The following is a 25,527-nucleotide window of genomic DNA, read 5'->3' as shown; positions in this document are numbered from 1 at the left end:
GGCTGACGGGAAGGAGATTGCGCCCCGCATTTCACGCTCGCCTTTCCGAAACCTTACAAATTTGTGAGGTTTCAGGCGGGGGGGTGGTCTTGCAGGACAGGGGCGGCCGCTGTCGTGCCGAATTGCGTTTCGGCAATGGTGCAGGCCTGAATGCCGCTGGCTGTCATCTTCGCGTGTTTTTTGCCGAGACTCTCCGGTCGCGCGCTTGCGGGGGTGGTTAAAATGTCGTTAACTCCCTGGCATACCTGATCCTGGGGGAGCAGCTTTCGCATCTTTTGTGGGTAAGGTGGGCGATGGCCATGAGGGCCATGGCGCTCGATGGTGGCGGGCCGCTAGTATGGCTTCTCACCTGTCAAGTTTTGCGTAGGACGAGTGGCGTTATGAAGACGTTGACGATCGATATCAGGCGGGCCGATCCCGAGGATGCGCCTGCAATTTCCAAGGCGCACCGGCTGTCCTGGCAGCATACCTATGCGGGTCTCATCCCTCACAGGCCGCTGATCAAGATGATCGAGCGCCGTGGCGAACGCTGGTGGCGGATCGCCTCGCGCGGGCCGGCCACGCTGCTGGTCGCTGATGTCGCCGGGGAGATCGCCGGTTATGCCACGGTCGGTCACAACCGCGCGCGCGGCCTTTCGCAGGAAGGTGAGATCTACGAGATCTACCTGAAGCCCGAATATCAGGGCATCGGGCTCGGTTCGCGGCTGTTTTCAGAGGGACGGGCGGTGCTGTCTTCGCTCGGCTATCGCGGGCTCGTCGCCTGGTGCCTGGAGGATTGCGATCTGACGATCCGTTTCCTGCGCAACCATGGCGGCCTGGACGCCGTCGAGGGTGCCGAAGATTTCGGCGGCGCCACACTCAAGAAGATCGGCTTTCTCTGGAACTGATCATTCGGCCTTCAGGCGATCCGGCAGGTGGCTGGTGGGCGTTCCGGCTTTCGGTCCCTTCGTTCCGGCCCAGGCGGCCTCCGTGCGGCCACACGCGAATTCCGCTGCATTTTCGTCCGCGATCCGACGGGCCATGTCGTTGGCGGATGGGTTGGCCAGGGCATCGACATAGCCGATGACACAGGATAGCCCGTCACCCGGCTGTGCGACGCGGGAGATGACAAGGACCTGCCCGGCATTTTTCGGCGAGGATACGCCCGTTTTCGGATCCGGATTGTCGGTGAACCAGCGCTGGATCGCCGCGATCGGCTTTCCGGAATTGTCCAGCCGCCATTCGATGGTCAGGTTCACGTTGTTGAACTGGGAGAAGGACTCGAAGCTGTCTTCGATCAGGTCTCTGGCCGCCGGCCCATAACGCAGGCTCTGGCGCAGGTCGCCTTCTTCGAAATAGACGGGATAGGATTTGTAGCCGGCACATTTCATGCGCCCGCCCATGTCGTCGCTTGAGAGTTTCTGGCAACGGTCCAGATCGAGTTTGGTATAGGTGCTCGAATTGGCCGCAGCCGGACCGGCCGCCAGAATGGCCAGCACGAAGAGCGCATGGTTCGCACGCATCTTGGTTTCCCCTTATAATCCCCAGCGACAGCTTATCGAAGACCGCGTCCCTTCGCCAGCCGGTCCTATTGCGCGCCCGCGTTAAACATAGCCCATCGGCCATGTTGCGTTGCAGCGCTTTTCGCTTTATCGACACTGCCGGAAATATCACCGCCAAAAGGGATGGATGAATGCGTATCGATGCAATTTCTATCGGCAAGAACCCGCCGGAAGATGTCAACGTGATCGTGGAAGTGCCGGTTGGCGGCCACCCGATCAAGTATGAAATGGACAAGGAAGCCGGCGCGCTGATCGTCGACCGCTTCCTCTATACGCCGATGACCTATCCGGGCAATTACGGTTTCGTTCCGCACACGCTGTCGGAAGACGGCGACCCGGTCGACGTTCTGATCTGCAACACCCGTCCGCTGGTTCCCGGCTGCGTGATCAATGTCCGCCCGATCGGCGTCATGGTCATGGAAGACGATGGCGGCAAGGACGAGAAGATCCTCGCCGTGCCGGTTCCGAAGCTGACGCAGCGTTATGACAAGGTCCACAACTACACGGACCTGCCGGAAATCACGCTGAAGCAGATCGAGCACTTCTTCGAGCACTACAAGGATCTCGAGCCCGGCAAGTGGGTCAAGATCGGTGGCTGGCAGGATGTCGACGTCGCCAAGCGTCTGATTGTTGAAGCGATCGAGCGTTACAAGGCCAGCAAGTAAGAGGCTTAAAGGCGCTCCATGAGCGCCTGAAGTCTGGACACAATCTCCTCCGTATCCCCATCGATGCGGAGGATTTTTTTGCGTGCAGTGTCCCCGGATATGACGGAAATCGATGATTTCGGCAGCTTGAGGGACTTTGCGACGAGCTCGATGAGGGCCTTGTTGGCCTTGCCCTTTTCCGGCACGGCTGTCACGCGGGCCTTCAGGAGCACCTCTCCGTCTGCTGCTGCTTCAGCCCCGTCCAAACCGTCGCGCCCGGCATTCGGCGTGAGTTTCACCGAAAGCCGGACGTGATCCGAATTGACCTGAAAGGGCAGAGCCTTCGCCATCAACGGCTGAGAAGGGCACTGGCGATCGTGGTGTTCAGCAATTGCTGCAGGAAGAAGAGGATGACCAGCACGACGAGCGGCGACAGGTCAAGCCCACCCATGTTCGGCAGGATCCGGCGAATCGGGCGGTAGATCGGTTCCGTCACCTGGTAGAGCGAGCGGCCGATCATGTTGATGGCTTCGTTGCGCGTGTTGATCACGTTGAACGCGTAAAGCCATGAAAAGATGGCCGACGCGATAACCAGGAACCAGATGATATTGATAATGAAATTCAGGGTCGCGATAACCGCAAGCATAATCCGCTCCAATCTTTCGATTGACAGTTATGTAGTCTTTGACGACTAAACGGGCAAGGGCGGGTCTTTTCTCCCCGTCAACATGCTTAATGGCGGGGCAGGGTACCCTGCGAGGTCATTCCCCATGCCAGACGCCGCTAGTTCCGTGAACCGATTTGCCGCCTTCCGGCATCGCGCCTATTCGCTGTTTTTCTTCTCGCGCTTTCTCACCGCCTTCGCCACGCAGATCGTCAGCGTTTCGGTTGGCTGGCAGATGTATGACGCAACGAAAAACCCGTTCTATCTTGGCCTGATCGGTCTCTTCCAATTCCTGCCGTCGCTGGCGCTGGTGCTGGTGACCGGTTCGATTGCCGACCGCTACAATCGCCGCGCGATTGTCTCCGCCTGCATGTTCGTTGCTTCGATCGCGACGGGGCTTTTGCTGGCGATGACCATGACCGGCACGTTTGCGCCCATGCCGGTTTTTGCCGTGATGCTGGTTTTCGGCTTCGAGCGGGCGTTCATGGCGCCTGCCGTGCAGTCGCTCGCGCCGAACCTCATTCCGACCGAAGATCTGTCCAATGCGGTGGCCTGGAACTCATCGTCCTGGCAGGCGGCGACCATCATCGGGCCGGTGGCCGGCGGCCTGCTTTACGGACTTGGCGCAGACATCGCCTATGGCGTCGCGCTTGCGCTGCTGCTTGTCAGTTCTGTTCTGGTCATCATGATCCCCAGGCCGGCGCAGCGCATGTCTCGCGAAAAGCCCACCTGGGCCTCGCTGCTGGCCGGCTTCAGCTTCATCCGGTCCGAAAGAATCGTGCTCGGCGCAATCTCGCTTGACCTCTTCGCGGTACTTCTGGGCGGGGCGACGGCGCTGATGCCGATTTTTGCGCGCGATGTCCTGACCGTCGGTCCCTGGGGGCTGGGTCTCCTTCGGTCTGCACCCGGCGTCGGGGCCATCATCACGGCTCTGCTTCTTGCGAGCTTTCCCATCAGGCACCGCGCCGGCATGCTGATGTTTATCGGCGTCGCCATCTTCGGCGCTGCCACAGTGGTCTTCGGCCTCTCGACATCCGTCTGGCTTTCCGTCGTCGCGCTTGCGGTCATGGGGGCCGCCGACATGATTTCTGTCTATGTGCGGGAGACATTGATTGCGCTGTGGACGCCCGACGAGGTGCGCGGGCGGGTGAGCGCAGTCAACATGGTGTTTGTGGGCGCTTCAAATGAGTTGGGGGAATTTCGCGCGGGCACGATGGCGTCGCTCATTGGCGCGGTGCCTGCCGTTGTCGTTGGCGGTTTCGGCACGCTGGCCGTTGCGGCGATCTGGGCGATGTCTTTTCCGAAATTGAGAGACATCGACAGCCTTGATGCCCCAGTCGAAGAGCACTAGCGTCGTCAGATTCAAGTCTGAACCATACAAACTCTAACGCGGTTCAGCTATCGAGCTTCAGCCTTTCGCGGGCGCGCTTTTCCGCGGCGATGCGCTGCTCGACGCGCTCGCGGCCGTCGACGCCCAGAAGATCGGCAATGCGCCAGATGACATGGTCCTCGACTTCCGTCTTTTCTCCATCCGCATAAACGATATCCCACAGAAGACCGACGAAGGCGTTTCGCCGGTCGATGGGGAGTTCCCGCTTCAGGACCGAAGTGAAGTGGAAGAAGTCGACTGCCTCCTTCTCGGCACGCTCACCAGCCTCCAGCAGGGCATTGAGGTGTGCATCATCAAGCCCGAAGCGGGTCTTGAAGACATCGGCCACCAGCGCGCGCTCCTCGGGCGTGACCTTGCCGTCGGCGGCCATGACCTGGTTGCAGATCGCCACGGCCGCGACGCGGGCCTCGGTGACGGCATCGTCGGTGCGATCCGTTGCGCCAACGATGTCATGAAGAAACGAGACGATTGTTTCGAACACCGAAAACCCCGCGGATCAGAAAAGCTTGAGACGTGTCTTGGTTTCGTCAGCGCTCGACGGCACCGACTTGACGCCCGGATCGTCCGGCGGGCGGCCGAAAAAGGGTTCGACAGCGGCCCAGGACTTTCTTTCGTCCTCGTCCGGAGCCGCTTCATGGGCTTGCCTTGCCGGTCGTGCAGGCGATCGGCCCGTTACCGGTTTGGCCGCGTCCTTCGCTACCGTTTCGCGGGGCGCAGGTGGCGCGCTCATGGCAGGCTGCGCGGCCGGCTCGGTGAACACATGAACGTTCTGGGCTCCGGCGGTCGGCTGTGGCTCATGCACCGGCGGCAACGAGAGGAAGGCATCTTCCACCGTCAGGGTTTCGTGTTCGATCGCCGCGCCAGCCTGATGCTCGAGCTTCTTCCATTCGAAGGCGTCTATCCGGCCGGTAACGGGCGACAGAGGCAGCCATGTGCGCGATACAATGCCATCCGCGATCCAGGCCGGGTCCTGGGGTGCACGGCGCGCCATCGCCATCCAGTGGCGGACACGGGCCTGATCGCCGGTCTGCTCTTCCTCGATGTCGGCGAGCAGAAGAAAGACGCCTTCGCGCATGTCTCTCTTGGCCGCAGCTTCCGCCTTTTCGCGGGCGATGCGGAAATCGCGCATATCGAGAGCGGCCGAAGCGACGGCGTAAAGCGCTTCATAGGCCTCCGGATGGGTGGCTTCGAGCTTGATGGCGCGGCGGAGGCGTTCGTCGGAGGTCAGTCCGCCCTGGGCATGAATGTAGCTGGCGGCGATGTCCGGGTGCGGCACCGTTTTCCAGATGCGCTCCAGAATGGCAGAACCCTTGCGCAGATTGCCGTCGCGGTAGAGCGCCCTGGCTGCAACCACAGCGGCCGGAACCAGCGACGGTTCGAGCCGGATCGCATGCTGCGCATCGTCGGCGGCCGATTTCGGGTTTGCGTCGAGGCTGGCTGCGGCTTTCGCGGTCAGAAGAACGGCCTTCTTGCGGTTCGCCTCGTCTTTTCCAAGGGCGCCCGAAAGGCGATACTGCTCCAGCAGCTTCAGTGCTTCCTCGAACAGGCCGAGACGGGTCTTCGTTTCGAGCGAGGCTTCGGCCGCCCAGGGCAGGTGCGGAGCCTTCTCGACGGCGCGCTCGGCATATTGGCTGGCTGCCTCGTCCGCGCCGAGGCGCTTGGCCTCCAGATAAAGGCCGCGCAGGCCGAGTTCCCGGGTTTCCGGATCTTCGGCCATCTGCTCGAATTTGCGACGCGCTTCGTCGTGGCGGCCTTCGATCAGGCTGGCCTGCGCTTCCAGAAGATGGATCAGGGGCTCCTGATCGGCGCTGAGCAGGCTCTTGGCGCGGGCATTCATCTTGCGCGCGGTTGCGGCGTCGCCGGCGCTGGCGGCGATCAGGCCGGTCGACAGCGCCTGATAGCCACGGTCACGCTTGCGGGCGCGGAAATAGCGGTTGATGGAGCGGGGAGAGGTCCAGATCGTGCGGATCAGCCACCAGATAAACATGATCACGGCAAACAGCGCGACGATCAGCGTCACGGCGACCATGACGCTCAATTCAATCTGCTGGTTCTGCCAAAGGATGGTGATGTCCCCGGGACGGTCGGCCAGCCAGGCAAAGCCCCAGGCGAGGGCGAGGACGAGAAGTACGAAACCGAGTAATTTGATCATCTTCGTCGCTTACCCCTGCTTGCCCGTCGTCTTCACGGCCTTTTCGAGTGCCTGGGCCACTAGCGCCTCGACCTTGACGCGCGCCTCAAGCGCCGAATGATAGTCCTGGCCCGCCGCCTTCATGTCATCGGGCAGCGTGTCCCATTCCTTCAGCGCACCGGCGAGATCGCCGCCCTGCAGCTTGTCGCCGATGCGGGCGACGATCGCGTCCGGACTGGAGCCCTCGACATTGCCGACAGGCCGCACCTTGATCACCGAGAAAGCGCTCTTGAACAGGCGGTCGCTGAGGCTCTGGCCGGCAACGGGCTTGTTCAGCACCGCCAGCATCTGGTCGGCAGCATCGGAATAGCGCTTGATCAGCTCTGAACGGGAGGGCACGCCCTTCGCGGCGAAGGCCTGGAGCGCGCTGACGGCTTCATCGTTCGGCGCAACACTTGCCAGCGTTTGCAGTTCCACCTGGAAAGGACCGCCGCGATCGATCGCAGCCTTCAGGCCGGCCGAGGCGATGGCGCGGGCGACATCGACGTCGTCGCGGGGAGCATTGACCTTGGCTTCCGTTTGCTGGACGCGATTGGCGACCGAGGCCATCTGCATTTCGATCTTGTCGACCTTGCCCGCGGTTTCATCAAGCTTGCCCTTGATGGCCAGAACATCCGTGAGGTCCGCCACGGGAAGCTTCGACATGGCCGTCTCGATATTCTTCAGCCGATCCTCGACAGGGGCGAGATTGGTCACCGGCGGGTTGGCTGCCTTCTTCTCGACCTCGGCAAGCTTTTGCTGAAGGCTGGCGATCTGGCCGGCATAATCCGGCATCTGGCCCTTCTGGGCCGGTCCGAGATTGGGGATGAGGCCGGCATACTGGGCGCTGCCGGCGCCCGCCAGCACGATCAGACCGCCGATGATGCCTGCGGCGAGCGCGCCGCTTGCGCCGCCGCCTGAGCGCTTTGCAGCCGGCGATGTGTTTTCAGGGGCGGCTCCCGGACCGGGCTCTACGACCGGTTCTGCAGCGGGTTCCGGGGCCGCGGCGGCGGGCTCCACAGGCGCCTCGGAAGCCGTTACGGCTTCGGCGGGCGCGTCCGTCTTTGCGGCGCCTTCGGCAGGCGTTTCGATGCGTTCTGCCTCAAGGTCGATTGTCTGCGGCTCGTCCGACTTGCGGGAGCGGCGCGGCGGGTTTCCGTTGGACATGGCGACCTCTTTGATTGTCTTCCTGGACCAAAACTAAACAGGCTTTCTCGTTCAGAAAACCCCTTCGCGGGTATTTGATGGCGAGTCTGTTACAAAAGTTCAAACAAGCTCGTTTCATCCGGCCGTACGGCGCATTTTGCGCGGTCTTGCAACGTGGACGGAACGACTTCGGCAATGGCGGCGCTCAGGCATAGAATCTGGATATCCTGCCTTTCCTTAAGGAATGATTCAGCGAGCTTGAAAAAGCGACGGGCCGTCTCTGCGGAGTAGAGAAGAACGGTGTCCGGCTTCTGCTGAAAGGCGGTCAGCAATATGTCCCCCGTCAGATCGAGCGGTCTCATTCTGTAGCAGACCAAGACCTTCATCGAGAAACGCGCGACCGCCAGCTCCTGTTCCAGTCGCGGCGAGCGGGGTTCGCCGGCGAGATATAAAAGCTTGGGCTTCGTCTCGCCAGCAAAACGTTCGCGCAGGATTTCTGCAAGCGCTGCGCCATCGCCATTGGCGGTTTCGACACGGGTGAAGCCCGCATCTTCGGCCGCCTTGGCCGTGGTCTTGCCGACCGCGAAGACGGGAATGTTTGAAAGCTGGCCGGCGCAGCCCAACGCGCGGATCGCTTCCGCGCTGGTGACGAGAATGGCTGCCTCATCTCGGCAGGCACGGGCGCGCGCCACAGCTTCGGCATCATGCTCAGCCTCAAACAGCGGCAGGTAGATAGCCTCGTGGCCCAGCACCTTCAGCCGCTCTCCCGTGCGCACGGCGCTCTGTTCCGGCCGAGTCACGAGGATGCGCATGTCAGCTCCAGTCGGAGAAGAAGCCGGGGCCGGCCTTGTCGCGGATCTCTTCGCCGGCGCGCCGGCCAATGGCGGCGGCCTCGCTTGCCTTGCCCTCGGCGCGGATTTCGTGGAAGCGCGAGCCATCGGGCGTCAGGATCATGCCGTGGAACGCGATATGATCGCCCTCGACTTTCGCAAGACCTGCAATCGGGGTGCGGCAGGAGCCGTCGAGCGTGGCCAGAAAGCCGCGTTCGCAGCCGACCGTGGTCCAGGTGGCTCCGTCGTTGATCGCCGCAATGAGATCATCGGTGCGCTTGTCGCCCAGGCGGCTTTCGATGCAGATCGCGCCTTGCGCCGGGGCGGGCGGGAATTGTTCGGGATCGAGCACTTCGGTTGCGACATCCGCCTTGCCGAGACGGTTCAGCCCCGCCATGGCCAGCAGCGTCGCGTCCGCTTCGCCATCGGCGAGCTTGCGCAGACGCGTATCGACCTGACCCCGGAAGATCGTGACGTTGAGATCGGGGCGAAGACGTTTGATCAGCGCCTGCCGGCGCAGCGATGCCGAGCCGACGAGCGAACCGGACGGCATGTCCATCAGTCTCGCCGCCGCTTTGCCGACGAAGGCGTCGCGGACATCCTCGCGCGGCAGAAAGGCCGAGATGTAAAGGCCCTGCGGCAAAAGCGTCGGCATGTCCTTGGAGGAATGCACGGCCAGATCGAGCCGACCGTCGGCAAGCTGTTCTTCCAGCTCGGCGGTAAACAGGCCCTTGCCGCCGATGGCGGCGAGCGCGCGGTCCTGGATCCGGTCGCCTTGCGTCGAGAGGATGACGATCTCGAACATCTCTTCCGGAAGGCCATGCGCCTCCATCAGCCGGCTGCGGGTTTCGTAGGCCTGCGCGAGCGCCAGTGGGCTGCCGCGCGTACCGATCCTGAAAGGTTTCGTTTGCATTCCGAATTGTCCGTTGTTACCGGGATGCTAGCTAGAGCGTTTCCGGCAAAAAAGAAATTGCCCGAAGCGCTCAATCTCTTTGTTTTCGCGCAATTCCGGACGAAAAACCGCTTCGCACTTTTTCTGGACTTGCTCTAAACAGGTTTGACGCTGCCCGCAATGAACGAAGTCAAATTGTCCCGACCGCTCACCATTCTCGGCCTCGAAACGAGCTGCGACGAAACCGCCGCTTCCGTGGTCGTGCGCCATCCGGACGGACGCGGCGAGATCGTGGCCGATGTCGTGCTGAGCCAGCTCGATGAGCATTCGGCCTATGGCGGCGTGGTGCCGGAAATCGCCGCGCGCGCCCATGTCGAGGCGCTCGACACGCTGATCGAGGAGGCATTGACCCGTTCCGGCAAGAGCCTGAAGGACATGGACGCGATTGCCGCGACCTCCGGGCCCGGCCTGATCGGCGGGCTGATTGTCGGGCTGATGACCGGCAAGGCGATTGCCTATGCGTCGGGCAAGCCGCTTTATGCGGTCAACCATCTGGAGGGCCATGCGCTCACCGCGCGGCTGACGGATGGGGTCGAATTTCCCTATCTCATGCTGCTGGTTTCCGGCGGGCATACGCAGCTTATTCTGGTGAAGGGCGTTGGCGATTATGAGCGCTGGGGCACGACCATCGACGATGCGCTGGGCGAGGCCTTCGACAAGACGGCGAAGCTGCTCGGACTGCCCTATCCGGGTGGTCCCGCTGTCGAAAAGGCGGCGAAGACCGGCGATCCGAAACGCTTTGCCTTTCCGCGGCCGCTGGTCGGCGAGGCGCGGCTCGATTTCTCGTTTTCCGGCTTGAAGACGGCCGTGCGCATGGCGGCGGAAGAGATCGCGCCGGTGAGCGAGCAGGACATTGCCGATATCTGCGCCTCTTTCCAGCATGCCGTTGCCCGGACGCTGAAGGAGCGCATCGGGCGCGGGCTGAAGCGGTTTCAGGAGGAGTTTCCGGGTGTGGCCGCGCCGGCTTTGGTGGTTGCTGGCGGCGTCGCGGCCAATACGGTGCTGCGCGAGATGCTGACGTCACTCTGCGCGGAAAACCGCTTCCGCTTCATCGCGCCGCCGCATCGGCTCTGCACCGACAATGCGGCGATGATTGCCTGGGTGGGGCTGGAGCGCATGGCGGCAGGTTTTGAAGCGGATAGTCTCGATGTCGCGCCGCGCTCGCGCTGGCCGCTGGATGACAAGGCCGCTGTGATGCTGGGTTCTGGCAAGCGGGGCGCCAAGGCATGAGCGCGCTCCAGAAGGTCGCGGTCGTCGGGGCAGGGGCGTTCGGCACGGCGCTCGCGACCGTGATTGCCGAAGCGGGGCGAGCGGATGTGACGCTGATAGCGCGCAACGAGGCCATGGCCGAGCGGCTGGCGGCGACGCTTCAGCATGAGACGGCGCTACCGGGCATTTCGCTTTCCCCGAAGATCGCCTTCACGGCTGATCCGGACGTTTTGAAAGTGGCCGATATCGTTCTCTTCGCCGTGCCCTCGCAGGCGAATCGCGAGGCCGCGCGGCATTATGGGCCGTCGCTCGCAGCGGATGCGATCGTCGTGACCTGCGCCAAGGGCATTGAACGCGAGACCGGGGAATTGCTGACGACGGTTCTGGAAGAGGAACTGCCGGAACACGCGGTTGCGGTTCTCTCCGGCCCCGGCTTTGCGGCAGATATTGCCTCCGGTCTGCCGACTGCTATGACCATTGCCGCTGCGGATATCGAGACGGCGACTCTGCTTGCGGAAACGCTGTCGGGCCGCACCTTCCGGCTTTACGCTTCCGACGATCGCATTGGCGTGCAGCTTGGCGGGGCGCTGAAGAACGTGCTCGCTATTGCCTGCGGTATTGTCGAGGGTTCGGCGCTGGGCGATTCGGCGCGGGCGGCCCTGATTTCGCGTGGGCTTGCAGAGATGTCGCGGCTGGTCGCAGCGCTTGGCGGTTCAGCGGAGACGGTGAGCGGGCTTTCAGGGCTTGGCGATCTGGTGCTCACCGCGACAAGTCATCAGTCCCGCAACCTGCGCTTCGGCATTGCGCTGGCGCGCGGCGAGGCGGCGCAGGGCGGACAATTGGTCGAGGGCGCGTTTGCGGCTTCCGTTGCGGCGCGGCTCGCGCAAGAGCATGGGATCGAGATGCCGATCACGCAGGCGGTTGCTGCCATTATCGATGGGAAACTGGATACGCGGACGGCCATGGAACAGCTCATGACCCGCCCGATCCGTAACGAATAGAGGAGAAGAACTATGCTTTTCGCGCTCTGGTGCACCGACAAGAAGGACAGCCTGCAACTGCGTCTCGACACGCGTCCGCCGCATGTCGAATGGCTGAATGGCCTTAACGCTGAGGGCAAGCTGAAGATGGCCGGCCCGACGCTGAACGCGGAAGGCAAGCCGATGGGCAGCCTCGTCGTGATCGTCGCCGATGATCAGGCCTCTGCCGAAGTGCTGGCGGCGCAGGACCCTTATGCCAAGGCCGGCCTCTTCGACAAGGTCGAGATCCGGCCCTTCAACTGGGTCTTCAACAATCCGGAGGCGTAAGGCCCATGGCGTTTTGGCTGTTCAAGTCCGAGCCCTTTAAGTTTTCCTGGGAAATGCTGAAGGCCAAGGGTGCTGAAGGCGCCGAATGGGATGGCGTGCGCAATTATCTCGCCCGCAACAACATGCGGGCGATGCAGATCGGCGACAAGGGCTTCTTCTATCACTCCAACGAAGGGCTTGAGGTCGTCGGCATCGCGGAGGTCTGCGCGCTGGCCCATCACGATTCCACGACCGACGATCCGCGCTGGGAATGCGTCGACATCCGCGCCGTTCTCGACATGCCGAAGCCGGTGAGTCTGAAAGACGTGAAGGCCAATCCGGCGCTTGAGAAGATGTCGCTTGTCACTTCCATGCGGCTGTCCGTGCAGCCGGTGATGGAAGACGAATGGCTGGAAGTCTGCCGCATGGGCGGGCTCGACAACCCGCCGCGTTGAAGAGCATTTCCGATGAAAACCGCATCATCTGAAATGCTCTCTCTGTTTGTTTTTTCGCAGTCCGAACGCAAAACCGCTGAAGCACTTTTGCTGGACGTGCTTGTGTGAAAACGGACCCTCGCCAGTTCATCCTCGAAAACACCGGCATCATGTCGCCGCCGCATGTGCCGGAGGTGCAGCTTCATCTCGCGGATGAGGCCCATGATCTCTGGCTGAAGACGGAAGAAGAGTTGGAGGAGATCGGCCTGCCACCGCCCTTCTGGGCCTTCGCCTGGGCGGGCGGGCAGGGGCTGGCGCGCTATGTTCTCGATCATCCGGAGTGCGTGTCCGGCAAGCGGGTCGTGGACTTTGCGTCAGGCTCGGGGCTGGTGGCGATTGCGGCGATGAAGGCGGGGGCGCTGTCGGTTCTGGCGGCGGATATCGATCCGTGGACGGGGACTGCGATTGCGCTCAATGCGGGGCTGAATGATATCGCAATCAACTACACGCGCGATGATCTGGTGGGAACGGACATCGAGGCTGATGTGCTGCTGGCGGGCGACGTCTTTTATGATCAGGGCTTTGCTGCGGCGCTTATCCCGTGGTTTGAGCAACGCGCGGCGCAAGGCATGATCGTTCTCGTCGGTGACCCGGGCAGAGCCTATCTCCCCAAGGACCGACTGGAAGAACTGGCTGTTTATCAGGTGCCCGTGACGCGGGCGCTCGAAGACAGCGAGGTCAAGAAGACGACGGTATGGCAGTTCAGGCGGTGAAGCTGTCGCTGTTCACTTCGGCCGAATTACACAGACGTCATGCTCCATCACGCAGACGCTGTTGTTGTCTTCGCTCTCCGTTACGTTCATGATCTTGGCGCGGGGCGCCTGCTCAAGCGCCGGAGCGCGGTTGATACCTGGTGCGATAGCTATATAGACGCCGTTACCGTGGATGCGGGTCGCGGTGATGCCGCCGGCGAAGGTGCCGATGCCGCGGATATGGACAGGCAAGCCGTTGACGCCGGCCGCACCTTCCTGCCACCCATTGCCGTGATGGCGGTGGAACTCGCCTGCTTGAGCACATGTCACGCTGGATGCAAGCAGCGCCAGCAGAGCAAACGAGATATTTTTTTGCGTCATCATGGCTGATCGACGTCCTCGGCGTTTGGATCCTATCGGTTAACGGTCTGTTAACGATTAAGCACGCTTTTGTCGATCAGGGAAAGCGCTTTGGAGTGATCCTCGTCGTTTCGGGCCTCGTAATTGAAATATATGGTTAATACAGTCGCTTGGCTGCTCTTTCCGTTAATCGATTAAAAGTACGACTTATCAATCCGCAGGGCTTGCCGGGGCGCAATCCGGGGATTAAAGGTCGCCTTATGACGCAATGCACAAGGAGGAGCGGACCGTCTGGGTTTCCGCGGCTTCCCGACTATCAACGCCAGTAATGGCAACGCCAAAGAGGACACCGATGGCGAACGTGACAAATAACCGGCCCCTGTCGCCGCACCTGCAGATCTACAAGCCGATCCCCACCATGGTCATGTCGATCCTGCACCGCATTACCGGCGGCGCTCTCTATTTCGGAACGATCCTTGTCGCCTGGTGGCTCATTGCTGCTGCTTCCGGTCCGGACTATTTCGAGTTCGTGAACGGCATCTTCGGGTCCTGGATCGGCCGTCTCATTCTTCTCGGTTACACCTGGGCGCTGGTTCATCACATGCTGGGCGGTCTTCGCCACTTCATGATGGACTTCGGCTACGGTCTCGAGAAGGAACTCTCGACGCGCCTCGCCAAATTGCAGGTTGTCGCTTCGGTCGTGCTCACGGTCCTGATCTGGATCGTCGCATTCGTGGTTCGCTGAGGAGATCGTCGGATGAACATGCGTACCCCTCTCAAGAAGGTCCGTGGCCTTGGCGCTGCCCGCGAAGGCACCGAGCATTTCTGGCGCCAGCGCGTCACGGCTGCCGCCAACGTTCCGCTCTTCCTCTTCTTTATCGGCTTCCTGCTCAAGTATAACGGAAAGCCCTATCCCGAAGTGGCTGCTGCACTCCACAATCCGATCGTGGCGACCATCATGGGTCTCATGGTCGTTTCCGGCATCGTCCACATGAAACTCGGCATGCAGATCATCATCGAGGACTATATCCACGTCGAGTGGAAGAAGGTCTCGCTTCTGATGCTGAACACGTTTTTCTCGTTCCTCCTCGGCGCGCTCTGTCTTTTCGCCGTGCTGAAGATCGGGTTTGCAGGGTAAGAAATCATGGCAACGAACGCATCTTCCGCCGTTAACGGCAAAGCCTATACCTATGTCGACCACTCGTTTGACGTGATCGTCGTCGGCGCCGGCGGCGCTGGCCTTCGCGCCACGCTCGGCATGGCCGAACAGGGCCTCAAGACGGCCTGCATCACCAAGGTCTTCCCGACCCGCTCGCACACGGTCGCGGCACAGGGCGGTATCGCCGCCTCGCTCACCAACATGACGCCCGACTGCTGGCAGTGGCACCTTTACGATACCGTGAAGGGTTCCGACTGGCTGGGCGACGTGGACGCCATGCAGTATCTCGCGATGGAAGCGCCGAAGGCGGTCTATGAGCTCGAGCACTATGGCGTTCCCTTCTCGCGCAACGAGGAAGGCAAGATCTATCAACGTCCGTTCGGCGGTCACATGCAGAACTATGGCGAAGGCCCGCCGGTACAGCGCACCTGTGCTGCCGCCGACCGTACCGGCCACGCCATCCTGCACACGCTTTATGGCCAGTCGCTCAAGAACAATGCGCAGTTTTTCATCGAATATTTCGCGCTCGACCTCATCATGGAAGACGACGGCCGCTGCACGGGCGTTGTTGCCTGGAACCTCGATGACGGAACCATCCATCGCTTCGCCGCCAAGATGGTGGTGCTGGCGACCGGCGGTTACGGCCGCGCCTATTTCTCGGCAACGTCTGCTCACACCTGCACAGGCGACGGCGGCGGCATGATTGCCCGTGCCGGCCTGCCTCTGCAGGACATGGAATTCGTTCAGTTCCATCCGACCGGCATCTACGGCGCCGGCTGTCTGATCACGGAAGGCGCGCGCGGTGAGGGCGGATATCTCGTCAACTCCGAGGGCGAGCGCTTCATGGAACGCTACGCACCGTCCGCCAAGGACCTTGCCTCGCGTGACGTCGTTTCGCGCTGCATGACGATGGAAATCCGTGAAGGCCGCGGCGTCGGCAAGAACAAGGACCACATCTATCTGCATCTCGACCATCTCGATCCGGCCGTTCTGCATGAGCGCCTGCCGGGCATTTCCGAGAGCGCCAAGATCTTCGCTGGCGTCGATGTGACGCGCGAGCCGATCCCGGTTTTGCCGACCGTTCACTACAACATGGGCGGCATTCCGACGAACTATTGGGGCGAAGTGCTCAACGCCGATGCTGCCAACCCGGAACGCATCGCGCCCGGCCTGATGGCCGTCGGCGAAGCCGGCTGCGCCTCGGTGCATGGTGCAAACCGCCTCGGCTCCAACTCGCTGATCGACCTTGTGGTCTTCGGCCGCGCGGCCGCCATCCGCGCCGGTCAGGTCATCAACAAGAGCGAGCCGGTGCCGGCGCTGAACAAGGCTGCCTGCGACAAGATCATGGAACGTTTCGACCGCATCCGCTTCGCCTCCGGCTCGACGCCAACGGCGGTTGCGCGCGACAAGATGCAGCGCGCCATGCAGGAAGACGCGGCCGTGTTCCGTACCCAGGAAGCACTCGAATCCGGTTGCCAGCGCATTTCGGCTATCTGGAAGGGCGAGCTTCAGGATATCAAGGTTACGGACCGCTCGCTGATCTGGAATTCTGATCTCATCGAAACGCTGGAACTGCATAACCTGATGGCGAACGCCATCACCACGGTTTATGGTGCGGAAGCGCGCAAGGAAAGCCGCGGTTCGCATGCTCGCGAAGACTACACGTCCGGCCCGTTTGCCGGCCGCGACGACGTCAACTGGCGCAAGCACACGCTGGCCTGGGTGAACGAAGCGGGCGACGTGAAGCTCGACTATCGCCCGGTTCACACCGACCTGATCGCCGATGGTATCGATCCGCACAAGATCGAGCCGAAGGCACGCGTGTATTGAGGAGAAAAGACCATGGTTGAACTCGCTCTCCCCAAGAATTCCGTCGTGCAGGAAGGCAAGACCTGGCCGAAGCCGGCGGGCGCGAAGAACCTGCGCGAGTATCGCATCTATCGCTGGTCGCCGGACGAGGGCAAGAACCCCTCGATCGACACCTATTACATCGACGCCGACGATTGCGGCCCGATGGTGCTCGACGGTCTGATCTACATCAAGAACAAGATCGACCCGACGCTGACCTTCCGGCGCTCCTGCCGCGAAGGCATCTGCGGTTCTTGCGCGATGAACATCGACGGCACGAACACGCTGGCTTGCACCAAGGGCATGGAAGACGTGGACGGCACGATCAAGATCTACCCGCTGCCGCATATGCCGGTGGTGAAGGACCTGATCCCGGACCTCAACAACTTTTACGCCCAGCATCGCTCCATTGAGCCCTGGCTGAAGACGGTTTCGCCGGAGCCGGCGAAGGAATGGCTGCAGAGCCATGACGACCGCCTGAAGCTCGACGGTCTCTACGAGTGCATTCTCTGCGCCTGCTGCTCGACATCCTGCCCGAGCTACTGGTGGAACGGCGACCGTTATCTCGGCCCGGCCGTTCTGCTGCAGGCCTATCGCTGGCTGATCGACAGCCGCGACGAGGCGACAGGCGAGCGTCTGGATAACCTGGAAGATCCCTTCCGGCTCTATCGCTGCCACACGATCATGAACTGCGCGCAGACCTGTCCGAAGGGCTTGAACCCGGCAAAGGCCATTGCCGAAATCAAGAAGATGATGGTCGAGCGCCGGACCTGATCGATATTTCTGCAATAGGCGGAGAAGGTTTTATCTCTTCTTCGCCTATTGTCATGATTTATTCTTGATTAACCATAATCTCTTACGGTAACGCGATTTCTATCACGCTCTCGGGTAAGTTGCCCGCTGGTGTCTGGCTTAAGGAGTTCGTCATGCGCGTCGTTCACGCCGTTACCGGTATTGCTCTTCTGGCGGCCCTTGCAGGGTGCGACCGTACGTCCGATGCCTACCAACAGCAGTCGCCGTCTGCGACGCTTGCTCCCGCTCCGCTCAATCCGCAGCCGATTGGCGGTGTTCAGTCGAGCGGTCTTTCGGACCCGACGGGTCAGCAGCCGATGGCACCGGGACAGTTTCCTGCACCGCCGCAGTCGCCCACCCAGACACAGGTCGCCTCCGCGGGTGCTGCCGGTACGCCGCCCGCCAACGCCATGGACATCAAGAAGGACCAGATGGTCGGTGGCTGGAAGGTCTCGGCCGCAGGCGCGAACTGCAACATGTTCCTGACGCTCACCAAGTTCGGCAATGCCTCGCGCGGCGGCACCAGCAAGTGCGTCGGCGAGTTGACCACGATGCGCGCCTGGGACGTCGCGGGCAAGCAGGTCACCCTGATGGATTCCACCGGCAATCAGATCGGCAAGCTTTTCAAGACCGGCGATAACCAGTATTCGGGTTCCACCAACAGCGGCACCCAGATCAGCATTACCCGCTAAGGCCTTTCAAGGAACGGAATTCTCCCAAGGCGGTTCAGGAACGGCATGGAACAGATTCCGGATTATGCACACAGCGTTGGCGAGCGCCTCAACCTCATGGTCGAGGCAGGGAAGCTGCAGGCCGACAATGCGCAGATGGCCGTTGCCGACGCGCTTGACGCAATCCTCATCGATCTGCGCACGGTCCATGTTTCGAATAAATCGAGTGCGCTTGGCTGGCTTTTCGCCAAGAAACGCAAGCCGGAAAACAAGGTCAAGGGCCTCTACGTCTATGGGCAGGTCGGGCGCGGCAAGACCATGCTCATGGACATGTTTTTTGAGCTGGCGCCCATCCAGAAAAAGCGCCGCGCGCATTTTCATGAGTTCATGGCCGATGTGCATGAACGCATTTTCAAGCATCGCCAGAAGCTGAAGAACGGCGAGACGAAGCAGGCTGATCCGGTTCCGCCGGTCGCGCAGGCGTTGCGCGACGAGGCGATGCTGCTTTGCTTCGACGAGTTCACCGTCACCGACATTGCCGATGCGATGATCCTGTCGCGGCTGTTTACCGAGCTTTTCAGTCTCGGCTGCGTGCTGGTCGCGACCTCGAATGTCGAGCCGGACAATCTCTATCCGGATGGTCTGAACCGTGGGCTCTTTGTGCCGTTCATCGGCATGCTGAAGGACAATGTTCGCGTCATGTCGCTCGACGCGCGCACGGACTATCGCCTGGAAAAAACACGCCGGCTGCCGGTTTTCTGCCAGCCGCTGAATGCGCAGGCCGATGCGGCCATCGAGGAGGCTTGGAGCGTCGTCACGGAAGGCAAGCCGGCCAAGGTCGAGGAAATTCCGATGAAGGGCCGCTCGATCCATGTGCCGGCGGCAGCTGCAGGCGCTGCGCGCTTCAGCTTCTCCGATCTCTGCGAGAAGCCGCTCGGTGCTTCCGATTTTCTGGCGATCGCCGAGCGATACGACACGGTCTTCGTTGAACACATTCCCTTCATGGGGCCGCAGAATCGTAACGAGACGAAGCGTTTCATCATTCTGATCGACGCGCTTTACGATCACGGCGTCCGGCTTTTCGCCTCCGCTGCGGCCGAGCCTGAAAAACTTCTGACAGAAAAGCGTGGTACGGAAGGCTTCGAGTTCGACCGGACTGCCTCCCGGCTTTTCGAGATGCAAAGCCAGGATTATCTCTCGCAAAGCTTGCGAAAAACCGGTTGAAATCGGCCTTATCGAGTTAAAAAATCTTACGTTTACGTAAGATTTTTTGTATCTAAACGATTGAAAAATCTATACACAAATTTTTCATTTGCCAATTTGTGCGGTTAGCGTTAATCGAGACACCCGAAAAGGTGGTCGTAACTCGCGCCTGCCTTGAAGGATTAGTTCTCTCGAAGGAAGCTTATTCATGGCACGCAAGAAGATTGCACTTATCGGTTCCGGCATGATCGGCGGTACGCTCGCGCACCTCGCCAGCCTCAAGGAACTCGGCGACATCGTTCTGTTCGACATCGCCGACGGCGTTCCGCAGGGCAAGGGTCTCGACATCGCCCAGTCCGGTCCGGTCGAAGGCTTCAACGCCTCGCTCACGGGCGCATCCGATTACGCTGCCATCGAAGGCGCAGACGTCTGCATCGTCACTGCCGGTGTCGCCCGCAAGCCGGGCATGAGCCGCGACGATCTTCTCGGCATCAACCTCAAGGTCATGGAGCAGGTCGGCGCCGGCATCAAGAAGTATGCCCCGAACGCGTTCGTCATCTGCATCACCAACCCGCTCGACGCCATGGTCTGGGCTCTGCAGAAGTTCTCGGGCCTGCCGAAGAACAAGGTTGTCGGCATGGCCGGCGTTCTCGACTCGTCGCGTTTCCGCACCTTTCTTGCGATGGAATTCAACGTTTCCGTCCAGGATGTCACCGCATTCGTTCTCGGTGGCCATGGCGACACGATGGTGCCGCTCGCCCGCTACTCCACGATCGCCGGCATCCCGCTGACCGACCTCGTCAAGATGGGTTGGGTCACCAAGGAGCGCCTGGAAGAGATCATCCAGCGCACCCGTGACGGCGGCGCAGAAATCGTCGGCCTGCTGAAGACCGGTTCGGCTTTCTACGCTCCGGCTGCCTCGGCCATCGAGATGGCTGAATCCTACCTGAAGGACAAGAAGCGCGTTCTGCCTTGCGCCGCCCACCTGTCGGGCCAGTATGGCGTCAAGGACATGTATGTCGGCGTGCCGGTTGTGATCGGTGAAGGCGGCGTTGAGCGCGTCATCGAAATCGAACTGAACGGCGAAGAAAAGGCTGCCTTCGACAAGTCCGTCGGCGCGGTTGCCGGTCTCTGCGAGGCCTGCATCAATATCGCTCCGGCCCTCAAGTAAGCCGCTCAGCTTTATCAATTACAGGATATTCCCATGAACATTCATGAATATCAGGCCAAGGCCCTTCTGAAGGGCTTTGGAGCACCGGTTGCCCAGGGCGTTCCGGTTCTGAAGATCGAAGAAGTCGAAGCGGCTGCCAAGTCGCTTCCCGGCCCGCTTTACGTGGTCAAGAGTCAGATTCATGCTGGTGGCCGCGGCAAGGGCAAGTTCAAGGAACTCGGCCCCGACGCCAAGGGCGGCGTTCGCCTTGCCAAGTCGATCGACGAAGTCGTCGCCTTTGCCAAGGAAATGCTCGGCAACACGCTGGTCACGGCCCAGACGGGTCCGGCCGGCAAGCAGGTCAACCGCCTCTACATCGAAGATGGTGCCGACATTGACCGCGAACTTTACTGCTCGCTGCTCGTCGACCGCTCGGTCGGCCGCGTTGCCTTCGTCGTTTCGACGGAAGGCGGCATGGACATCGAGGCTGTCGCGCACGACACGCCTGAGAAGATCCACACGATCGCCATCGACCCGGCAACGGGCGTGACGGCAGAGGACGTTGCCAAGATCTCCAAGGCTCTTGAGCTGACGGGTGCAGCGGCTGAAGATGCCAAGTCGCTCTTCCCGATCCTCTACAAGGCCTTTGCCGAGAAGGACATGGCCCTTCTCGAGATCAACCCGCTCATCGTCATGAAGAACGGTCACCTGCGCGTTCTCGACGCCAAGGTCTCCTTCGACGGGAATGCGCTGTTCCGCCACGACGACGTCAAGGCACTGCGCGACGAGACGGAAGAAGACGCCAAGGAAATCGAAGCCTCCAAGTGGGACCTCGCCTATGTAGCGCTCGATGGCAACATCGGCTGCATGGTCAACGGTGCAGGCCTTGCGATGGCAACGATGGACATCATCAAGCTGTACGGCAAGGAGCCGGCAAACTTCTGCGACGTCGGCGGTGGCGCTGGCAAGGAGAAGGTTGCTGCTGCCTTCAAGATCATCACGGCTGATCCGAAGGTCGAGGGCATCCTCGTCAACATCTTCGGCGGCATCATGAAGTGCGACGTCATCGCTGAAGGCGTTGTCGCTGCCGTTCAGGAAGTGGGTCTCAAGGTTCCGCTCGTTGTCCGTCTCGAAGGCACCAATGTCGAGCTCGGCAAGAAGATCCTCAACGAGTCGGGTCTGGCGATCACGGCTGCTGACGATCTGGATGACGCCGCCAAGAAGATCGTTGCGGCGATCAAGGGCTAATTGAGGACCTGAACCTATGTCTATCATTGTCAACAAAGACACCAAGGTCCTCGTTCAGGGCCTGACCGGCAAGACCGGTTCTTTCCACACCGAACAGGCGCTCGCCTATTACGGCACCAAGATGGTCGGTGGTATCCACCCCTCCAAGGGCGGCACCAACTGGACGGGTTCCAAGGGCGAGACGCTGCCGATCTTCGCCTCCGTTGCTGAGGCCAAGGAAAAGACCGGCGCTGACGCATCCGTGATCTACGTTCCGCCGGCAGGCGCTGCGGACGCGATCATCGAAGCCATCGAAGCCGAGATCCCGTTCATCACCTGCATCACCGAGGGCATCCCGGTCATGGACATGGTGCGCGTCAAGGCGAAGCTGGAAAAGTCCAAGTCGCGCCTTCTCGGCCCCAACTGCCCGGGCATCCTGACGCCGGAAGAATGCAAGATCGGCATCATGCCGGGCTCGATCTTCCGCAAGGGTTCGGTCGGCATTGTCTCGCGCTCCGGCACGCTTACATATGAAGCGGTGTTCCAGACGTCGAACGAAGGCCTCGGCCAGACGACGGCTGTCGGCATCGGTGGCGACCCGGTCAAGGGCACCGAGTTCATCGACGTGCTCGAGATGTTCCTCGCTGATGAAGCCACGACCTCGATCATCATGATCGGCGAAATCGGCGGTTCGGCAGAAGAAGATGCGGCGCAGTTCCTCATCGACGAAGCCAAGAAGGGCCGCAAGAAGCCGATGGCCGGCTTCATCGCGGGCCGTACGGCTCCGAAGGGCCGCACCATGGGTCATGCCGGCGCTGTCGTTTCCGGCGGCAAGGGCGACGCAGAGTCGAAGATCGCAGCGATGGAAGCCGCAGGCATCCGCGTTTCGCCTTCGCCGGCACGCCTCGGCAAGACGCTGGTCGAAGTTCTCAAGGGCTAATGCTCTTTGCGCCGCAAAAGCGGCGCATCACTGGTGAATATCCGTCCCCGGCCTGGCTTTTCCAGCGCCGGGGACGGGCGTCAGTCCGGACGGCCGAAAACGGACATTTGAATTCTATCAAGTCGGGAGGCGGGCTGAAGTCCGCATGACACCATGGCAAGGCAAGACGCCAACGAGCAGTTTCAGTTGACCTCGTTTCTCGACGGTCAGAATGCGGCGTATATCGAGCAGTTGTACGCGAAGTACGAAACGGATCCGGCCTCCGTTCCGGCCGAGTGGCGCGAGTTCTTCGCAGCCCTTGGCGAGAATGCCGCGGATGTGAAGAAGGCTGCCGAAGGCGCCTCCTGGAAGAAGAAGAACTGGCCGATCGCCGCCAATGGCGAGATCGTCAATGCACTCGACGGCGACTGGGCCATTGTCGAAAAGGCCGTCTCCAAGAAGATCGAGGCCAAGGCTGCTGCCGAAGGTAAGCCGGCTTCGACTGCCGATGTGCTGCAATCAACCCGCGACAGCGTGCGCGCCATCATGATGATCCGCGCCTATCGTATGCGCGGCCATCTGCATGCCAAGCTCGATCCGCTCGGCATTGCGGCGCCTGTGGACGACTTCAACGAACTTTCGCCGGAGAACTACGGCTTCACGGCCGCCGATTACGATCGCAAGATCTTCATCGACAACGTTCTCGGTCTGGAATACGCGACGATCCGCGAAATGCTGGACATTCTCCAGCGCACATATTGCTCGACGCTCGGCGTCGAGTTCATGCATATCTCCGATCCGGAAGCCAAGGCCTGGATCCAGGAACGCATCGAAGGCCCGGACAAGGGCGTCGACTTCACGCCGAACGGCAAGAAGGCGATCCTCTCCAAGCTGATCGAAGCCGAAGGCTATGAGCAGTTCCTCGACGTTCGCTTCAAGGGCACCAAGCGTTTCGGCCTTGATGGCGGCGAAAGCCTGATCCCGGCGCTCGAACAGATCATCAAGCGTGGCGGCAATCTCGGTCTCAAGGAAGTCGTGCTCGGAATGGCCCACCGTGGCCGCCTCAACGTTCTGACCAACGTCATGGGCAAGCCGCATCGTGCCGTGTTCCACGAGTTCAAGGGCGGCTCTTACGCACCTGACGATGTCGAAGGTTCGGGCGACGTGAAGTACCACCTCGGTGCGTCTTCCGACCGCGAGTTCGACAACAACAAGGTGCACCTGTCGCTGACGGCAAACCCGTCGCATCTGGAAATCGTCAACCCGGTCGTCATGGGCAAGGCGCGCGCCAAGCAGGACCAGATGGCGCAGATCTGGGACGGCGACATCATTCCGCTGTCGGAACGCGCCAAGGTTCTGCCGCTGCTGCTGCACGGCGATGCCGCCTTTGCGGGCCAGGGCGTGACAGCTGAAATTCTGGGTCTCTCCGGTCTGCGCGGCCACCGCGTTGCCGGCACGATGCACTTCATCATCAACAACCAGATCGGCTTCACCACGAACCCGGCCTATTCGCGCTCGTCGCCGTATCCGTCCGACGTCGCCAAGATGATCGAAGCGCCGATCTTCCACGTCAACGGCGACGATCCGGAAGCGGTTGTCTACGCTGCCAAGATCGCGACCGAATTCCGGATGAAGTTCCACAAGCCGGTCGTCATCGACATGTTCTGCTATCGCCGCTTCGGCCATAACGAAGGCGACGAGCCGAGCTTCACGCAGCCGAAGATGTACAAGGAAATCCGCGCCCACAAGACGGTCGTGCAGGTCTATGCCGATCGCCTGATCGCGGAAGGTCTCATCACCGAGGGCGAACTCGAGAAGATGAAGGCCGACTGGCGCGCCCATCTTGAGCAGGAATTCGAAGCCGGCCAGGCCTATAAGCCGAACAAGGCCGACTGGCTGGACGGCGTTTGGTCGGGCCTGCGTGCCGCCGACAATGCCGACGAGCAGCGTCGCGGCAAGACCGGCGTTCCGATGAAGCAGCTGAAGGAAATCGGCAAGAAGATTTCCGAAATCCCGGCGGGCTTCAACGCCCACAAGACCATCCAGCGTTTCATGGAAAACCGCTCGAAGATGATCGAGACGGGTGAGGGGATCGACTGGGCGATGGCGGAAGCGCTGGCCTTTGGCTCGCTCTGCCTCGACGGCCACAAGATTCGTTTGTCCGGTCAGGATTGCGAACGCGGCACTTTCTCGCAGCGTCATTCGGTTCTCTACGATCAGGAAACCGAAGAACGATACGTTCCGCTGGCCAACCTTTCGCCGACGCAGGCCCGCTACGAGGTCATCAACTCGATGCTCTCGGAAGAAGCCGTGCTCGGGTTCGAATACGGTTACTCGCTCGCGCGGCCGAATGCGCTGACGCTTTGGGAAGCGCAGTTCGGCGACTTCGCCAACGGTGCACAGGTCGTGTTCGACCAGTTCATCTCGTCCGGCGAACGCAAGTGGCTGCGCATGTCCGGTCTCGTCTGCCTTCTGCCGCATGGCTTCGAAGGACAGGGTCCGGAACATTCGTCCGCCCGTCTGGAGCGCTGGCTGCAGATGTGCGCCGAAGACAACATGCAGGTCGCGAACTGCACGACGCCGGCAAACTACTTCCACATCCTGCGCCGCCAGATGAAGCGTGACTTCCGCAAGCCGCTCATCCTGATGACGCCGAAGTCGCTGCTGCGCCACAAGCGTGCGGTTTCCCAGCTTTCGGAAATGGCGGGCGACAGCTCGTTCCACCGTCTGCTGTGGGACGATGCGGAAGTGGTCAAGGACGGCCCGATCAAGCTGCAGAAGGATGCCAAGATCCGCCGCGTGGTCATGTGCTCGGGCAAGGTCTATTACGATCTGCTCGAAGAGCGCGAAAAGCGCGGCATCGACGACATCTACCTGCTGCGTCTGGAACAGCTCTATCCGTTCCCGGCCAAGGCGCTGATCAACGAGCTCTCGCGCTTCCGCAACGCCGAAATGGTCTGGTGCCAGGAAGAGCCGAAGAACATGGGTTCGTGGTCGTTCATCGACCCCTATCTGGAATGGGTGCTCGCCCATATCGACGCCAAGTACCAGCGCGTGCGCTACACCGGCCGTCCGGCCGCTGCCTCGCCGGCAACGGGCCTGATGTCGAAGCACCTCGCACAGCTTGAAGCCTTCCTGGAAGACGCGTTGGGCGGTTGATCCGCCCAACTCTTCGCCCTC

27 protein-coding genes are annotated in these 25,527 nt (G+C 61.2%); 18 read left to right on the top strand and 9 right to left on the bottom strand.

What is annotated here, in order from left to right; translation table 11 throughout:
* Positions 1-380: 380 nt before the first annotated feature.
* Entirely contained in the window at positions 381-887 is a 507-nt protein-coding gene (locus LQK83_RS15845; RefSeq protein ID WP_230838366.1) for a GNAT family N-acetyltransferase, read from the top strand.
* Here LQK83_RS15845 and LQK83_RS15840 read toward each other — a convergent pair whose 3' ends face one another.
* Entirely contained in the window at positions 888-1,502 is a 615-nt protein-coding gene (locus tag LQK83_RS15840; protein ID WP_230838365.1) for a hypothetical protein, read from the bottom strand. It lies immediately after the preceding gene.
* A 170-nt stretch (positions 1,503-1,672) separates the two neighbouring features.
* Between LQK83_RS15840 and ppa the strand changes: the two genes are divergently transcribed.
* Entirely contained in the window at positions 1,673-2,206 is a 534-nt protein-coding gene (ppa, locus tag LQK83_RS15835; RefSeq protein ID WP_230838364.1) for an inorganic diphosphatase, read from the top strand.
* 5 nt (positions 2,207-2,211) lie between these two features.
* On the opposite strand, the gene LQK83_RS15830 is transcribed toward ppa, so the two are convergent.
* The gene (locus LQK83_RS15830) at positions 2,212-2,535 is read right to left on the bottom strand and encodes a DUF167 domain-containing protein (protein ID WP_230838363.1); all 324 of its coding nucleotides are present in this window, start codon (positions 2,533-2,535) and stop codon (positions 2,212-2,214) included.
* Positions 2,535-2,831, bottom strand: a complete 297-nt coding sequence (locus LQK83_RS15825) for a YggT family protein (RefSeq protein ID WP_109856580.1) — start codon at positions 2,829-2,831, stop codon at positions 2,535-2,537. The genes LQK83_RS15830 and LQK83_RS15825 overlap by 1 nt, the downstream gene beginning before the upstream one ends.
* A 124-nt stretch (positions 2,832-2,955) precedes the next feature.
* Here LQK83_RS15825 and LQK83_RS15820 point away from each other — a divergent pair, with 124 nt between their 5' ends.
* Positions 2,956-4,200, top strand: a complete 1,245-nt coding sequence (locus LQK83_RS15820; protein ID WP_230838362.1) for an MFS transporter — start codon at positions 2,956-2,958, stop codon at positions 4,198-4,200.
* A gap of 43 nt (positions 4,201-4,243) precedes the next feature.
* Here LQK83_RS15820 and LQK83_RS15815 read toward each other — a convergent pair whose 3' ends face one another.
* The 5 genes from LQK83_RS15815 to hemC form a co-directional block, all read right to left on the bottom strand.
* Complete coding sequence (locus LQK83_RS15815) at positions 4,244-4,720, bottom strand: tellurite resistance TerB family protein (RefSeq protein ID WP_230838361.1); 477 nt, start codon at positions 4,718-4,720, stop codon at positions 4,244-4,246.
* A 15-nt stretch (positions 4,721-4,735) separates the two neighbouring features.
* Entirely contained in the window at positions 4,736-6,391 is a 1,656-nt protein-coding gene (locus LQK83_RS15810; RefSeq protein ID WP_230838360.1) for a heme biosynthesis protein HemY, read from the bottom strand.
* A 9-nt stretch (positions 6,392-6,400) separates the two neighbouring features.
* Positions 6,401-7,576, bottom strand: coding sequence for a COG4223 family protein (locus tag LQK83_RS15805; protein ID WP_230838359.1), 1,176 nt, complete (start codon positions 7,574-7,576; stop codon positions 6,401-6,403).
* An 89-nt stretch (positions 7,577-7,665) separates the two neighbouring features.
* Entirely contained in the window at positions 7,666-8,367 is a 702-nt protein-coding gene (locus LQK83_RS15800; RefSeq protein ID WP_230838358.1) for a uroporphyrinogen-III synthase, read from the bottom strand.
* Position 8,368: 1 nt separating this feature from the next.
* Complete coding sequence (hemC, locus tag LQK83_RS15795; RefSeq protein ID WP_230838357.1) at positions 8,369-9,298, bottom strand: hydroxymethylbilane synthase; 930 nt, start codon at positions 9,296-9,298, stop codon at positions 8,369-8,371.
* Between the two features lie 174 nt (positions 9,299-9,472).
* On the opposite strand from hemC, the gene tsaD reads away from it, so the two are divergent.
* From tsaD to LQK83_RS15770, 5 genes are all read left to right on the top strand, one after another.
* Complete coding sequence (tsaD, locus tag LQK83_RS15790; RefSeq protein ID WP_230838356.1) at positions 9,473-10,567, top strand: tRNA (adenosine(37)-N6)-threonylcarbamoyltransferase complex transferase subunit TsaD; 1,095 nt, start codon at positions 9,473-9,475, stop codon at positions 10,565-10,567.
* A complete protein-coding gene (locus tag LQK83_RS15785) occupies positions 10,564-11,547 on the top strand; it encodes an NAD(P)H-dependent glycerol-3-phosphate dehydrogenase (protein ID WP_230838355.1) in 984 nt (327 codons plus the stop codon). Before tsaD ends, LQK83_RS15785 begins: the two co-directional genes overlap by 4 nt.
* A 12-nt stretch (positions 11,548-11,559) precedes the next feature.
* The gene (locus tag LQK83_RS15780) at positions 11,560-11,853 is read left to right on the top strand and encodes a YciI-like protein (protein ID WP_230838354.1); all 294 of its coding nucleotides are present in this window, start codon (positions 11,560-11,562) and stop codon (positions 11,851-11,853) included.
* Between the two features lie 5 nt (positions 11,854-11,858).
* Positions 11,859-12,287, top strand: coding sequence for an EVE domain-containing protein (locus LQK83_RS15775; RefSeq protein ID WP_230838353.1), 429 nt, complete (start codon positions 11,859-11,861; stop codon positions 12,285-12,287).
* A 104-nt stretch (positions 12,288-12,391) separates the two neighbouring features.
* A complete protein-coding gene (locus LQK83_RS15770) occupies positions 12,392-13,039 on the top strand; it encodes a class I SAM-dependent methyltransferase (protein ID WP_230838352.1) in 648 nt (215 codons plus the stop codon).
* Between the two features lie 12 nt (positions 13,040-13,051).
* Here LQK83_RS15770 and LQK83_RS15765 read toward each other — a convergent pair whose 3' ends face one another.
* Positions 13,052-13,402 (bottom strand): hypothetical protein, encoded by a 351-nt coding sequence (locus LQK83_RS15765; RefSeq protein ID WP_230838351.1) that lies wholly within the window; start codon positions 13,400-13,402, stop codon positions 13,052-13,054.
* Positions 13,403-13,730: 328 nt separating this feature from the next.
* Here LQK83_RS15765 and sdhC point away from each other — a divergent pair, with 328 nt between their 5' ends.
* The 10 genes from sdhC to LQK83_RS15715 all read left to right on the top strand — a co-directional run bounded on the left by sdhC (position 13,731) and on the right by LQK83_RS15715 (position 25,506).
* Positions 13,731-14,123 (top strand): succinate dehydrogenase, cytochrome b556 subunit, encoded by a 393-nt coding sequence (gene sdhC, locus LQK83_RS15760; protein ID WP_230838350.1) that lies wholly within the window; start codon positions 13,731-13,733, stop codon positions 14,121-14,123.
* 12 nt (positions 14,124-14,135) lie between these two features.
* Positions 14,136-14,516: a succinate dehydrogenase, hydrophobic membrane anchor protein gene (gene sdhD / locus LQK83_RS15755; RefSeq protein WP_230838349.1), complete on the top strand. Its 381-nt coding sequence runs from the start codon at positions 14,136-14,138 to the stop codon at positions 14,514-14,516.
* Positions 14,517-14,522: 6 nt separating this feature from the next.
* Positions 14,523-16,367, top strand: a complete 1,845-nt coding sequence (gene sdhA / locus LQK83_RS15750; RefSeq protein ID WP_230838348.1) for a succinate dehydrogenase flavoprotein subunit — start codon at positions 14,523-14,525, stop codon at positions 16,365-16,367.
* Between the two features lie 12 nt (positions 16,368-16,379).
* Positions 16,380-17,159 carry a succinate dehydrogenase iron-sulfur subunit gene (locus tag LQK83_RS15745; RefSeq protein ID WP_230830731.1) on the top strand — a complete coding sequence of 260 codons (780 nt, stop codon included), beginning with the start codon at positions 16,380-16,382 and terminating at the stop codon, positions 17,157-17,159.
* A gap of 152 nt (positions 17,160-17,311) precedes the next feature.
* Positions 17,312-17,869 (top strand): protease inhibitor Inh/omp19 family protein, encoded by a 558-nt coding sequence (locus LQK83_RS15740; protein WP_230838347.1) that lies wholly within the window; start codon positions 17,312-17,314, stop codon positions 17,867-17,869.
* A 45-nt stretch (positions 17,870-17,914) separates the two neighbouring features.
* Positions 17,915-19,072, top strand: coding sequence for a cell division protein ZapE (gene zapE, locus LQK83_RS15735; RefSeq protein ID WP_230838346.1), 1,158 nt, complete (start codon positions 17,915-17,917; stop codon positions 19,070-19,072).
* Positions 19,073-19,259: 187 nt separating this feature from the next.
* Positions 19,260-20,222 (top strand): malate dehydrogenase, encoded by a 963-nt coding sequence (gene mdh / locus LQK83_RS15730; protein ID WP_230838345.1) that lies wholly within the window; start codon positions 19,260-19,262, stop codon positions 20,220-20,222.
* A gap of 33 nt (positions 20,223-20,255) precedes the next feature.
* Complete coding sequence (sucC, locus tag LQK83_RS15725) at positions 20,256-21,449, top strand: ADP-forming succinate--CoA ligase subunit beta (RefSeq protein WP_230838344.1); 1,194 nt, start codon at positions 20,256-20,258, stop codon at positions 21,447-21,449.
* 16 nt (positions 21,450-21,465) lie between these two features.
* Complete coding sequence (gene sucD / locus LQK83_RS15720; protein ID WP_230838343.1) at positions 21,466-22,368, top strand: succinate--CoA ligase subunit alpha; 903 nt, start codon at positions 21,466-21,468, stop codon at positions 22,366-22,368.
* Between the two features lie 153 nt (positions 22,369-22,521).
* Positions 22,522-25,506 carry a 2-oxoglutarate dehydrogenase E1 component gene (locus LQK83_RS15715; protein WP_230838342.1) on the top strand — a complete coding sequence of 995 codons (2,985 nt, stop codon included), beginning with the start codon at positions 22,522-22,524 and terminating at the stop codon, positions 25,504-25,506.
* Positions 25,507-25,527: the final 21 nt, after the last annotated feature.

This window comes from Rhizobium sp. C1, from assembly GCF_021026335.1.
Lineage (GTDB): Bacteria > Pseudomonadota > Alphaproteobacteria > Rhizobiales > Rhizobiaceae > Ensifer_A.
This window is presented reverse-complemented; position numbering and strand designations above follow the sequence as displayed.